The organism is Acidocella facilis ATCC 35904 (assembly GCF_000687875.1).
GTDB lineage: Bacteria > Pseudomonadota > Alphaproteobacteria > Acetobacterales > Acetobacteraceae > Acidocella > Acidocella facilis.
The window spans coordinates 399271-412176 of sequence record NZ_JHYG01000002.1; the positions used below are offsets into that span (position 1 = coordinate 399271).

Below are 12906 nucleotides of genomic sequence, written 5' to 3' on the forward strand. Positions count from 1 at the left end.
ATGTGGGATCCTCCTTCAGCCTGATGTTCGGCCTGCCAGGGCATGGGATGCAGCTGCATCTCGATGCGCTGTCCATATTGTTCGCCTGTATTTTGCTGCCGCAGACGGTGGCGGCGGCGCTGGCGGGGATGCGCGGTTCGATCGCCTTCTGGGTGTTCGTGCTCGGCATGGCGCTGACCCTGGCGGCGGGGGACGGGTTCACACTGATCTTCGGCTTCGAGCTGATGAGTGCCGCCTCCTGGCTGCTGGTGATGCAGGGCGATGTGAAGCCGGCGACATTTTATGCCGGGGTGGCGATCTTTTCCGGCGCCTGCCTGATCCCGGCGATCTTCCTGCCCGCCTCCTCGCTCGCCTTCGTGCTGGTGGCGCTGGGGGCGGGGGCCAAGGCCGGGCTCGCACCTTTGCATAGCTGGCTGCCCCGCGCCCATCCGGCGCCGCCGGCGGGCGTCTCGGCGCTGATGTCCGGCGGCATGGTGAAAATCGCGCTCTATGTGCTCATCCGCTACGGTTTCGTTGTGCTGGCGCCGGCCCAGCAGCCCTGGTGGGGCACGGTTCTGATGGTGGCGGGCGCGGCCTCGGTGCTGGTCGGCGCGTTGCGGGCGGTGCTGGAGGTGGATTTGAAGACCGCTTTGGCCTGCTCGACGGTCGAGCATGTCGGGCTGATCGCGGTCGGGCTGGGCGTCGCGCTGCGGGCGAAGGCGCTGGGTGATGCGACGCTGACCGGGCTGGGGCTGGAGGCGGCGCTGCTCTGCGCGGTGGCGCACGGGCTGTTCAAGCCGCTTCTGTTCATCGGCGCCGGGGAGGTGAAGCACGCCACCGGCACGCTCTCCCTGAACTGGCTGGGCGGGCTGATGCGCGGCATGCCGCGGCTGGGGGCGTTGATGTTGCTGGGCGCGGCGGGCATGGCGGCGCTGCCGCTGGGGCCGGGCTTCGCGCCGGAATTTCTGCTGCTGCACGCGGTGATCCAGGCGGCCGCGGGCGGCGGGATACTGGCGCGGATCGGGTTTTCCGCCTTGCTCGCGGTGCTGGGGCTGGGCGCGGCACTGGCGCTGGCGGCTGCGGTGCGGATCATCGGCATCGGCTTTCTCGGCCGGCCGCGCAGCCTGCATGCGGCGGCGGCGGAGGATGCGCGGCGTGGCCCCTTCATCGCCATGGCGCTGCTGGGGGCGCTGTGTGTGCCGGTGGCGCTGCTGCCCGGGCTGCTGCTGGGGGTGATGACCCCGGTGATCCGGCTGCTGGCGCCGGATGCGGATACGCCGCCGCTCACCTATGCGCCGCTGAGCCTGTTGCTGCTGGCGCTGCTGGCGGCTTTGGCGGCCGGCTTCATCCAGACCCGGTTCGGGGTGCGCGGCCTGCGTGAGGTGCCGGCCTGGCATGGCGGGTTTGGCCGCCCGCCGGCCTGGCTGCCCTTTGGAGACCCGCATACCCAGCCCAGCGGGGCGGGCTTTGCCGAGCCGGTGGCGCGGGTGCTGGGGCGCGGGCTGCTTGGCGCCCAGGGGCAGGACCCGTCGGAGCATTTCCTGCTCGGCCCGCTCTTGCGTGGCCAGCGCCGCGCGGTGCGGCTGGCGGAGCGGGTGCGCCGCGCCACCATCCGGGAGCGCCTGGCCTTCGTGTTCGCGGCGCTGGTGCTGTTTCTGCTGGCGCTTGGCCTGGGGCAGGGGGGCTGATGCTCGGTTTCACCCTCGCTTTCATCGCCACCTGCCTGCATGTGGCGCTCTGCTTCGCCGTTGCCCCTTTGCTGATCGGAACGACCAACAAATTGCGCGCCTGGCTGCTCGGGCGGCGCGGGCCGCCTTTGCTGCTGCCTTACTGGCATCTGGCCAAGCTGCTGCGCAAAAGCACGGTTCTGCCCGATACCGCGACCGATTTGTTCACTTTCTGGCCGCTGGGGGCGATGCTGGCCATGGCGGTCAGCGTCATGCTGATCCCGGGCTACTCGACCGGGCTGCTCACTGGCCCGGCGGCGGATGCGATCACCATTGTCGGGCTGTTCGCCCTGGCCCGGGCCGCGACCATGCTGGGCGGGCTGGAGACCGGGGCCGGATTCGGCGGCGCCGGGGCGGCGCGCGAGGCGCTGTTTGGCATCTTCGCCGAGGGCGCGCTTTTGGTGCTGCTGCTGGCCTTCGCGCTGCTGGCCAGGACCACCAATATCGACGGCATCGCCAATGATTTCCGCGCCGCGCATCTGGGCATCTCGGTCTCGCTCGGCTTCGCGCTGGCGGCGATGCTGGCGGTGGCGCTGACCGAGGCCGGGCGCATCCCCACCGACAATCCCTCTGGCCATCTCGAACTCGCGATGGTGCATGAGGCGATGGCGCTGGATTATTCCGGCCGGTTGCTGGCGCTGCTGGATTATGCCGGGGCGCTGCGGCTGCTGGCCTGGATGAATTTGATCGGCACCATCTTCCTGCCCTTCGGCATGGCCCGCGCCGGGGATGTTCTCTCCTGGCCGCTCGGGCTGGTGCTGTGGGCGCTGAAGCTGGCGGTGATGGCGGTTGCGCTCTGCCTGTTCGAGGTCTCGCGGGCGAAGATGCGGGTCTTCCGGGTGCCGGAATTTCTTGGCGCCGCCTTGCTGTTGGGCATGCTGGCCAGCGTGTTCCTGTTCGTCGCGGCGAGGATCGGCGCATGAGCCTCACTTTTTCCCTCGCGCATCTGATGGGCGGGATCATCCTGCTCTGCGGCTTCCTGCAGCTCTCCCAGCGCCGGCTCGCGGCGATGATCACGCTCTATCAGAGCGAGGCACTGGTACTGTCCGCCGCCGCCCTCTGGCAGGGTTTCGCCCAGCATGAGCTGGCCCTCTATCTCACCGGGTTGATCACCTTCGCGCTGAAAGGCCTGCTGCTGCCCTGGGGCCTGCGCGAGATCGTGCAGCGTTTCGGCATGATCCGCGCGGTGGAGACGGCGCTGCCGATGGCGGTATCGATGATATTCGGCCTGGCCTTGATCGGCATCGCGGTGCTGGTGGTGCTGCCCAGTACCGAGGCCTCACTCTCCCTCACCCGCGAGGATCTGGCGATCGCGCTTTCGGTGGTGCTTCTCGGACTGTTGCTGATGATCGTGCGGCGCAATGCGCTGGCGCAGATCATCGGGTTCCTGTCGATGGAAAACGGGCTGGTGCTGGCGGCGATCGGCATGCCGGGGATGCCGTTCGTGGCGGAATTCTCGGTGGCGCTGCTGGTGCTGCTGGCCTTCCTGGTGGTGGGGGTGTTTTTGTTGCGCATCCGCGAGCATTTCGACACGCTGGACCTCTCCGGAATCGAGCAAATCGAAAGGCGCGGCAGATGAGCTTCGCCTGGATCGTCATCGCGTGGCCGTTTCTGGCGGCGCTGGTGCTGGGGCTGGCGGGCGGGCCGCGCGCCGGGGCGATCGGCAATGCTGTCGCCTGCGCGGTGTCGTTCGCCTTGTCGCTGGCTTTGTTCGCTTATGGCGGCGACGGGCTGGTGGCGACGGATGCGCTGGCCAGGCTGTTCGGCACGGTCAGCGGTTTTGTCGGCCTCACCGCGTCGCTGGTGAATATTTCCTACGTGATGGGCGATGCGGCGCGGATGCCGGTGCGGCGCTGGCGGCTTTATCATGCGCTGTTTCAGATCGTGCTCGGCGCCAGCCTGCTCGGGCTCTATGCGGATAATATCGGCCTGCTCTGGGCGGCGATGGAGGGCGGCACCATCGCGATGACGCTGGGGGTGAGCCTGTATCGCAGCCCCACCGGGCTGGAGGCGGCCTGGAAATATTTCATCCTGGGCGGGGTGGGGATCGGGCTCGCCTTGTTCGGCACCATGCTGGTCTATCTCGCGGCGCAGCCGGCTCTGGGGCCGGGGCTGCGGGCGATGAGCTTTGCCGCCCTGGCCGGGCAGGCGGCGCATATGGATGGGGCGCTGCTGACCCTGGCCTTCCTGTTCATCCTGTTCGGCTACGGCACCAAGGCGGCTCTGGTGCCGCTGCATGGCTGGCTGCCGGATGCCTATGCGGAGGGGCCGGCGCCGCTGACCACCGCCCTCTCCGGCCTGCTGATCAATGTCGCGCTGCTGGCGATTTTGCGCTTCCGGCATCTGATGCAGGCAAATGCGGCGGCCGGGGGCAGTGCCATGCATCCGGGGCCATTCCTGTTGACGCTGGGTGTGGCCTCCTTGTTTCTGGCGGCGTTTTCCTTTTCGCGCCGGCGCGATGCGCGGCGGTTTTTCGGCTTCTCCTCCATCGAGCAATCCGGGCTGGTGGCCTTCGCGTTCGGGATTGGCGGCCCGGTGGCCTTGTTTGGCGGGCTGCTGCATATGCTGCTGCACAGCCTGCTGAAGCCCGGCCTGTTCCTGGCGCTGATCCGCGCCGCCCAGCTGCGCGGGGCGGCCGCACCGGGATTTTATGCTTTCTCGCATCTGCGCGGGTTGCCGCATGTGAATAAATATGCCGGCTGGCTGCTGGCTTTGTGCATCTTCGCCCTGGCCGGGCTGCCGCCTTCCGGGCTGTTTGCCAGCGAGTTCATCATCGTCAGCCAGACCATCCAGATCAATCCCTGGATGTCGCTGCCTTTGGGGCTGGGCATGCTGCTCTGCGCGGTGGCGATCCTGCGGCAGATCGGCCCGCTGCTGTTCGCCCCGGCGCCGCGTGAAACTTACCGCAAGGCGGGGTGGGAGGCGCATCTGGTGACGTTGCATCTGCTGCTGGTGTTCGCGCTGGCCTTTCTCACCCCGCCGGCCTTGGTGCGGCTGCTGGGCCAGGCGGCGGGGGCGCTGCAATGAGGCTGCTTTCGCCGGAGGCCTGGGCGGCGCATCAGGGGCATTTCATCGCGCTCTGGACCGATGCCGGCCATGCCTATGCACTGTATGAGCCGGGCGAGTTGGTGGCGGTGGCGCTGGTCGAGGGCGCGTATCCGGCGCTCCCGTATCCTGGGGCCAACTGGTTTCAGCGTCTGACCAGGGATCTGAACGGGCATAAGGCGTTGGGCTTTACCGACACGCGCACGGCGGTGGAGCATTTCCGCGAGCCGGACGGGCGTGGCCCCTGGCCGGAGTTTCCGATGCCGGAGATCGAGGGGGTGCATCAGGTCGCGGTTGGGCCGATCCATGCCGGGATCATCGAGCCGGCGCATTTCCGCTTTTCCGTGCTGGGCGAGCAGGTGCTGCGGCTGCAAGGGCGCTTTGGCTATGCGCATAAGGGCACGCTGGGGTTGATGCGCGGCAAATCCCCCCGCCAGGCGGCGCGCTATGCGGCGCGGATTTCGGGCGATGCCACGGTGGCGCATTCTATCGCCTTCGCCCGCGCGGCGGAGGCGGCGTTGGGCATCCAGGCGCCGGAGCGGGCGGTGTATCTGCGGGCGCTGATGGCGGAGATCGAGCGGCTGGCCAACCATGTCAGCGATATCGGCACGATCGCGGCGGATGCCGGCTTCGCCTTTCTTGAGTCCCGCTTCGCCCTGGCGCGGGAGCGGTTCTGCGCTGTCGCCAAGCTCGCCTTCGGGCACAGGCTGATGATGGATGTGGTGGTGCCGGGCGGTGTCGCCGGGGATCTGGCCGAGGGGGCGGGCGAGATGATCGAGGAGATGCTCGATGCGCTGGAAGATGAGCTGCCCAGCCTGACCCGGGTGTTCGAGGATTATGCCAGTTTGCAGGACCGGGTGATGGGCACCGGCATCATCCCGCCGGCGCTGGCCGCCGCTTACAATGCCGGCGGCTTTGTCGGCCGGGCTTCCGGCCAGCATCGGGACGCGCGGATGGAGCCGGGCTATCCGCCTTATGCGGAGCTGGGGCTGAGCGTGCCGCGCGCGCAGGACGGGGATGTGGCGGCGCGGATCAAGATCCGGCTGCAGGAAATTCCGGAGAGCGTGCGGCTGGTGCGGGTGCTGCTGGAGAGTTTGCCGGCGGGGCCGCTGGCCTTCGCGCCGCCGGCTGAGAGCGGCATGGGGCTGGGGGTGGCAGAGAGTTTTCGTGGCCCGGTCTGGCACTGGCTGAAGCTGGATAATGGCCAGATCCAGGAGGCGTTTGTGGCGGATGCCAGCGCCGCGCACTGGCCGCTGCTGGAACATGCCGCGACCACGGCGATTTTGGCGGATTTCCCGCTCATCAATAAATCCGTCAACGCCTCTTATTCCGGCGTGGATTTATAGGCGCAAAAGTTTTTTGGGGCCGCCCCTTTTTTTCAAAAAAGGGGCGGAAACGTTCGGGGCTTTGGCAATGTCGGTGCCAAAACCCCAGCCCGCACTCAGGTCCGCACGATGCTCTGCGCATACAGCGTCGTGCCGTGCTCATCCACGAACGACCAATCCATCTGCTTGCCGGTCAGCTTCATCACCATGAAGCCATGCGCGCCGGCGGCGAAGCCGCCGCGTGTGGCGGGGCCGGGATTATAGGTCTCGGAGCCAGCGCCGGTGCAGACATAGGAGATGCCGTTCATCTTCACCGCCTGCAGGATATGGTCATGCCCGCAAATATAGATCGGCACGTGATGCTTGCGCAGGATCGGATCGACGGCGGCGATCATGTCCGGCATGTCCGCCCCTTCATAGCCCGGGTCGGACTCATGCGCGCCATAGATCGGGTGATGGCCGATGACGATGTTCCATTCGCTGGTCGAGGCGGCGAGCTTGGCATCCAGCCAGGCGAGCTGGGCCTGCGGGTCCTGCCCATCCACCGCGACCCGGGTGCCGTAATATTTTTTGATGAAGGGCGAGGTGTCCAGATAATAGAAGGTGGCGTGGGTGCCATCGGGCAGGGCGATGGTTTCCAGGGCATAGCGCGCGGGCATCTGCCAGCGCGGATTCTGCTTGGCGTAATCCAGCTGCGCCTGCACATTGCCGCGATAATCATGGTTGCCGAGCAGCACTTTCCAGGGCGTTTGCAGCGCCGGCTGGGTGTAGACATCCAGATAGGATGTCCGCCATTGCGGGTCCTCCAGCGAGTCGACGCCGTTTTCGTAGAAATTATCGCCGACCGAGACGACAAAGCGGCTATTGATGGCGTCCGCGGTGCGGCCCATCTGCGCGGCGACGGCGCGCTGGTGGTGATGGCCTCTGCGGCCCCAATCGCCGATCAGCACGATGTTCAGGGCTTCCTCGGCGGCATTGGCGGCGGGGGCCAAGGCGGCGCCGGCGCCCAGAATGGCGCTGGTGGTGGCGAATTGGCGGCGGGTGAGTGTCATTGGCGGCTCCTTTGGCGGTCTATTAGCAAAGCAGGCGGTGGCCGGCATGCGACATTTCCGTGTCAGGCCAGAACCGTCTCATCCTGCTTCAACACCTCGCCGGCGAGATAGAGGCTGCCGCAGATCAGCACCCGCGTCGGCGCGGTGATCTGGCGGAAGGCGCTGGCGATGTCAGGTCCTGGCAGCGCCTGGCCGCCCGAGGCTTCGATGATTTTCTCCACCGGCAGGGCCAGATGTTGTTCGGCCTCGGCCACGGCGAAAATCCGCGCCGCGTGCGGGGCGACGATGCGGATGAATTCCGCCACATCCTTGGATTGCTTCATGCCGAGCACCAGCGTGGTTGGGCCGTCCCAATCCTGCAATTGCCGGGCGATGATCTCGGCGCCGCCCGGGTTATGTGCCCCGTCCAGCCAGAGTTCGGACCCGGCGGGCAGGGCCTGCGCCAGGCGGCCGGTGAGGCGTTGCATGCGGGCCGGCCAGCTGGCGGCGCGCAGGCCCCGCGCCATCGCCTCTGGCGACATCCTGAACCCGGCGGCGCGCAAGGCGGTGAGGGCGATGCCGGCATTTTCGATCTGATGCAGGCCGGCGAGGGCGGGTTTGGGCAGCGCCAGCCCATCATAAACCATGCCCGTGGCGCTGGGCTCGGCCGACCAGTCCAGCCCGCGGCGCAGCTGCTTGGCACCTTTCTGCGCGGCCTCGGCTTCGATGCGGGCCATCACCTCGGCCGGCTGGTAGCCGGTGACCACGGGCACACCCGGCTTGATGATGCCGGCTTTCTCACCCGCGATCAGCTCCAGCGTGTTGCCCAGAAAATCCTGGTGGTCGAGGGAGATCGCGGTGATGGCGCAGGCGGCGGGAGAGACGAGGTTGGTGGCGTCCATCCGCCCGCCCAGGCCCACCTCGACGATGCAGAGATCCGCCTTGGTGCGGGCGAAGAGCCAGAAGGCGGCGGCGGTGATCGCCTCGAACACGGTGATCTGGTTGGCTTTGTTGGCGGCCTCGATCGCGTCCAGCGATTGCGCTAATTGTTCATCTGTGGCGAGGCACCCGGCCAGGCGGATGCGCTCATTGAAGCGCACCAGATGCGGGGAGGTAAAGACATGCACCTTCAGCCTTGCCGCCTCCGCCACGGCGCGGGCGATGGCGCAGACCGAGCCCTTGCCGTTGGTGCCGGCGACGTGAATCACCGGCGGAAGTTTGGTCTGCGGATCACCGAGAGCGGCCAGCAGCCTTTGCAGCCGGTCGATCTTGAGGTCGATCATGCGCGGATAGAGCTTATGCAGCCGCTCCAGCGCCGCGCTCACCTGCAGCCGGGCGCCGGTTGCCCCTGCCGGGCTCTGCAGCTCGTTGCTCACGCGGCCTTTTTATTGGCCGTGGCGAGGGCAATGATGCGGGCCAGCGTCGCGGTCAGCTCCTCGCGTTTCACCACCATGTCGATAATGCCGTGCTGGTGCAGATATTCGGCGCGCTGGAAGCCCTCGGGCAGTTTCTCGCGCACGGTCTGCTCGATCACGCGGGCCCCGGCGAAGCCGATCAGCGTGCCCGGCTCGGCGATGTGGATATCCCCGACCATGGCGAAGGCGGCGGTGACGCCGCCGGTGGTCGGGTCGGTCAGCACCACGATATAGGGCAGGCCGGCTTCCTTCACCATCTGGCTGGCGATGATGGAGCGCGGCAGCTGCATCAGGCTGATGGCGCCCTCCTGCATGCGCGCCCCGCCGGAGGCGGTGTAGACGATGAGCGGCGCGTTCTGCAGCACCGCCAGGCGGGCGGCGGCAACCAGCCCCTCGCCGACAGCAGCGCCCATGGAGCCGCCCATGAATTCAAACGACATCGCCGCGACGACGGCGTTCTTGCCGCCGAGGGTGCCGTGCGCGACCAGGATGGCGTCATCCTGCTTGGTCTTGTCGCGGGCATCCTTCAGACGGTCCGTATAGCGCTTCTGGTCGCGGAATTTCAGCGGGTCCGGCAGGGCTTTCGGCAGCTCGATCTTGGTGAAGACGCCGTCATCGAAGGTCCAGGCCAGACGCTCCGCCGCGTTGGCGCGCATATGGAAGCCGCAATGCGGGCAGACCTTCTTGGTGGCCTCCAGCTCGGTATGGAAGATCATCTGCTGGCAGGAGGGGCATTGGTGCCAGAGATTATCCGGCGCCTCCTTGCGGCCAAGCAGGGTGCGGATTTTGGGGCGGACGAATTCGGTGAGCCAGCTCATGGGGCAGGGATTTAGCCGGTTTGGGGGGGGAAGGGAAGGTTTTCAAGCCGATCAGCTGGATGAGGCCAAGCCAAGCAATGTACATTTGATGTGGTTTTGGTTTATGTGCTGGAGGGAATGATTTTATGTTTAAATAAACATAAAATATATCCCTCAAACATAAAGATATAAGCCGGTTTGCGGTTTGCGAGCTAGCTGCGAATGATTATCTCAATAGATTCTTTTGAAACGCCTAAGGAAATAGCGAGCAGCGCCTTGGCTTTCGCAATTGTTAGCGGTTCTGAAGGGCTAAAGTGGGTATCGTCCTCTGGGAGAGCTTCGTCCATCTCCTCATCGATATGTCGAGCGCTGGCAGTCTGGTCGCGGCCATCTTCAACTGCCTCCGGATCCACACCTGACAGTACGGTTGTGTTGCCTTGGGCAGCTAAACCAACGCTTTTAAGGCTATATTCCCAGACAAACCTGCTTCTAGCACCTTTTCGGCCAACGACGAATGTGCCGCAGCCAATTTCTTGAAGTTGCTTGGCAACCCAAATAGCTGGACCTCGCTCTATGTCAGCTTTAACCGCAAGCCGATCAATTGATGTTTCAAGAGAGTCGTTAGTACGATTTGCAGCCCAGTTCAAAACAGCTGCAGCAGCGGGGCTGCTTTGATAAAGTTCGCGAAGATCGTTGATCTTGTTCTCGTCGAGTGAATAATTCATGTGTGTAAATCCTAAATTAGTGGAGGTAATATATAAGTCTTAAGTTATATTTATGGTTATTTAAAAATAAAGTCAAGAATAAAATCATATACTGCGCTTAAAATTCATAACTTTTCCTTTTGAGCAACTTTAGGGCTGCCCAGTACCCGCATTCCGCTACAATAGAATTGTCATCCGCCGCCAGCCGCTCCGCTATCGGCAGCAACCCAAACTCTCCGCTATTGCCAACCGCAATCGCCACGTTACGCAAAAACCTGTTTCGGCCGATGCGTTTGATGGGCGAGCCGGAGAATTTTTGGCGGAAGCCGGCATCGTCCAGCGTGGCCAACGCCGCCAATTTAGGAGCGGTGAGGTCGTCGCGGGCGGCGAGTTTCAGCTCTTGCCCGGCCTTGGCGAATTTGTTCCAGGGGCAGACGGCCAGGCAATCGTCGCAGCCATAGATGCGGTTGCCGATGGCGGTGCGGAACTCCTCGGGGATTGGCCCATCATGTTCGATGGTGAGGTAGGAGATGCAGCGCCTGGCATCGAGCTGGTAGGGGGCGGGGAAGGCGGCGGTGGGGCAGGCTTCCTGGCAGGCGGTGCAGGAGCCGCAGAGATCGCGCCCTGGGGCGTCTGGTTCCAATTCCAGCGTGGTGTAGATTTCGCCCAGGAACAGCCAGGAGCCGTGGGCGCGGGAGACCAGATTCGTGTGTTTGCCTTGCCAGCCCAAACCCGCTTGTTCGGCCAGCGGCTTTTCCATCACCGGCGCGGTATCGACGAAGACTTTCACCCCCGCGCCACGCGATGCGATGAACTGGGCGAGATGTTTGAGCTTGCCCTTGATGATGTCGTGATAGTCGCGGTTGCGGGCATAGACGGAGATGTTGCCGATCTCGGGCCGGGTGAGGTTGGCCAGCGCGTCGCCCGGCGGCGCGTAGGAGAAGCCGAGCGTGATGACGCTCAGCGCTTCGGGCCAGAGGGCTTGTGGGTGGGCGCGCTGTTCGGTGCGCTCTTCCATCCAGCCCATGCTGCCATGGCGGCCATCGGCCAGGAACTCTTGCAGGTAGGCCAGGCGCTCCGGCGGCAATGACGCGCGGGTGAAGCCGGTGGCGGCGAAGCCGAGGCTCGCCGCCTTGTCACGGATGAGGGTTTTTAGAGTTGCGTTTTGAAAACGTTCCATGGTGCGTCGTCAGGTGGTGGATGTCGAGCACCGGCGCGCAGCGTACATGAGTACGTGAGCACCGGCGCGCAGACATGCGCCGCCTGAAGGCCGCCAGGGGGCGTTTTCAGCCGCGGCCACGGTAGGGGGGCACGCCCTGGTCGGGGATCCAGGCATCCTCGGGCGGTTTGCCGGTTTGCCAGAACACGTCGATGGGAATGCCGCCGCGCGGATACCAGTAGGCGCCCAGCCGCAGCCATTTCGGAGCGAGCAGCTCCACCAGCCGGTCGGCGATCATCAAGGAGCAGGCTTCATGAAAGCCGCCATGATTGCGGAAGGATTGCAGGAAGAGTTTCAGGCTCTTGCTTTCCACCAGCCATTCATCGGGGATGTAGTCGATGACGATATGGCCGAAATCCGGCTGGCCGGTCATTGGGCAGAGCGAGGTGAATTCCGGGCAGACGAAGCGCACCATGGCGTGCTTACCGCCGGTTTTCGCCGGCACGCGCTCAAGGATTGCCTCTTCCGGGCTGCGCGGCTGTTCGGTTTTGGTGCCGAGCTGCTGCAGCCCGGCGTAGCGATCATCACTCATGCATCTGGTCCTCTCTGCCATTGGCCGCGCACATCCGCGCAATAGGAATCGTAGTCGTGGTTGAGGATGGCTTCGCGCGCGCCCTGCATCACGTTTTGGTAGTAGGTGAGGTTGTGGATGGTCAGCAGCATCGGCCCCAGCATTTCCTCGCAGCGGAAGAGATGGTGCAGGTAGGCGCGGGTGTGGCGGGTGCAGCAGAGGCAGGCGCAGTTTGCATCCAGCGTGCGGGTATCGTCCTGGAAGCGGGCGTTGCGCATGTTGAAGATGCCGTTGCTGGTGAAGGCGCGGGCGGTGCGCCCGGCGCGGGTGGGCATCACGCAGTCGAACATATCCACGCCGCGGGCGACGGCCCCCAGAAGGTCGTCCGGCGTGCCGACACCCATCAGATAGCGCGGCTTGTCGGCGGGGAGGAAATCCGTGCAGTAATCCAGCACGGCGAACATCATCTCCTGGCCTTCGCCCACCGCCAGCCCGCCAATGGCGTAGCCTTCGAACGCATTCTCCTGCAGCGCTTCGGCCGATATGCGGCGCAGATCCTCATAGACATTGCCTTGCATGATGCCGAACTGGCCATAGCCGGGGCGTTTTACAAACGCGTCGCGCGAGCGCTTCGCCCAGCGGATGGAGAGCTCCATCGACTCCTTCGCTTCCCGGTGGGTGGCGGGGAATTTGGTGCATTCATCGAGCTGCATGGTGATGGTGGCATCGAGCAGATGCTGGATCTCGGTCGAGCGCTCCGGGGTCAGCTCATAGGCGGTGCCGTCAATATGCGAGCGGAAGGTCACACCCTTCTCCTCCAGCTTGCGCAGCTTGGCGAGCGACATGATCTGGAAGCCGCCGGAATCTGTGAGGATGGGGCCGGGCCAGTCCATCATTTTGTGCAGGCCGCCGAGGCGCGCCACGCGCTCGGCGGTGGGGCGCAGCATGAGATGGTAGGTATTGCCGAGGACGATTTTCGCGCCGGTGGCGCGCACGGCGTCCGCCGTCATCGCCTTCACCGTGCCGGCGGTGCCGACAGCCATGAAGGTGGGGGTGGGCACCTCGCCATGGGCGGTGCGCAGCGTGCCGGCGCGGGCCTGGCCATGCTGGGCGGCCAGGGTGAAGGAGAAATCAGGGGTCGTCATGGGAGGGG

The 12906-nt window shown here is 65.2% G+C and carries 12 protein-coding genes; 5 read left to right on the forward strand and 7 right to left on the reverse strand.

Annotated elements, in window-relative coordinates:
- The first annotated feature begins 2 nt into the window (after positions 1–2).
- The 5 genes from T331_RS0104390 to T331_RS17305 are packed head-to-tail and all read left to right on the forward strand — an operon-like array spanning position 3 to position 6097.
- Positions 3–1667 (forward strand): proton-conducting transporter transmembrane domain-containing protein, encoded by a 1665-nt coding sequence (locus tag T331_RS0104390; protein WP_155992608.1) that lies wholly within the window; start codon positions 3–5, stop codon positions 1665–1667.
- On the forward strand, positions 1667–2629 hold the full coding sequence (locus T331_RS0104395; RefSeq protein WP_035179069.1) for a respiratory chain complex I subunit 1 family protein: 963 nt from the start codon (positions 1667–1669) through the stop codon (positions 2627–2629). Before T331_RS0104390 ends, T331_RS0104395 begins: the two co-directional genes overlap by 1 nt.
- The gene (locus T331_RS0104400; protein ID WP_008495143.1) at positions 2626–3285 is read left to right on the forward strand and encodes a hydrogenase-4 component E; all 660 of its coding nucleotides are present in this window, start codon (positions 2626–2628) and stop codon (positions 3283–3285) included. Before T331_RS0104395 ends, T331_RS0104400 begins: the two co-directional genes overlap by 4 nt.
- The gene (locus T331_RS17300; protein ID WP_008495144.1) at positions 3282–4733 is read left to right on the forward strand and encodes a proton-conducting transporter transmembrane domain-containing protein; all 1452 of its coding nucleotides are present in this window, start codon (positions 3282–3284) and stop codon (positions 4731–4733) included. Before T331_RS0104400 ends, T331_RS17300 begins: the two co-directional genes overlap by 4 nt.
- Positions 4730–6097, forward strand: coding sequence for a hydrogenase large subunit (locus tag T331_RS17305; RefSeq protein WP_051622114.1), 1368 nt, complete (start codon positions 4730–4732; stop codon positions 6095–6097). Before T331_RS17300 ends, T331_RS17305 begins: the two co-directional genes overlap by 4 nt.
- 95 nt (positions 6098–6192) lie before the next feature.
- On the opposite strand, the gene T331_RS0104415 is transcribed toward T331_RS17305, so the two are convergent.
- From T331_RS0104415 to tgt, 7 genes are all read right to left on the reverse strand, one after another.
- Positions 6193–7128 (reverse strand): metallophosphoesterase, encoded by a 936-nt coding sequence (locus T331_RS0104415; RefSeq protein ID WP_026439166.1) that lies wholly within the window; start codon positions 7126–7128, stop codon positions 6193–6195.
- 62 nt (positions 7129–7190) lie between these two features.
- On the reverse strand, positions 7191–8483 hold the full coding sequence (locus tag T331_RS0104420) for a bifunctional folylpolyglutamate synthase/dihydrofolate synthase (protein WP_081822122.1): 1293 nt from the start codon (positions 8481–8483) through the stop codon (positions 7191–7193).
- Positions 8480–9340, reverse strand: coding sequence for an acetyl-CoA carboxylase, carboxyltransferase subunit beta (accD, locus tag T331_RS0104425; RefSeq protein ID WP_026439168.1), 861 nt, complete (start codon positions 9338–9340; stop codon positions 8480–8482). The genes T331_RS0104420 and accD overlap by 4 nt, the downstream gene beginning before the upstream one ends.
- 191 nt (positions 9341–9531) lie before the next feature.
- Positions 9532–10044, reverse strand: a complete 513-nt coding sequence (locus T331_RS19775; protein WP_155992609.1) for a hypothetical protein — start codon at positions 10042–10044, stop codon at positions 9532–9534.
- A gap of 97 nt (positions 10045–10141) precedes the next feature.
- A complete protein-coding gene (gene queG, locus T331_RS0104435; protein ID WP_026439169.1) occupies positions 10142–11203 on the reverse strand; it encodes a tRNA epoxyqueuosine(34) reductase QueG in 1062 nt (353 codons plus the stop codon).
- 106 nt (positions 11204–11309) lie between these two features.
- Positions 11310–11774 (reverse strand): preQ(1) synthase, encoded by a 465-nt coding sequence (gene queF / locus T331_RS0104440; protein WP_026439170.1) that lies wholly within the window; start codon positions 11772–11774, stop codon positions 11310–11312.
- A complete protein-coding gene (tgt, locus tag T331_RS0104445; protein WP_026439171.1) occupies positions 11771–12898 on the reverse strand; it encodes a tRNA guanosine(34) transglycosylase Tgt in 1128 nt (375 codons plus the stop codon). Before tgt ends, queF begins: the two co-directional genes overlap by 4 nt.
- Positions 12899–12906: the final 8 nt, after the last annotated feature.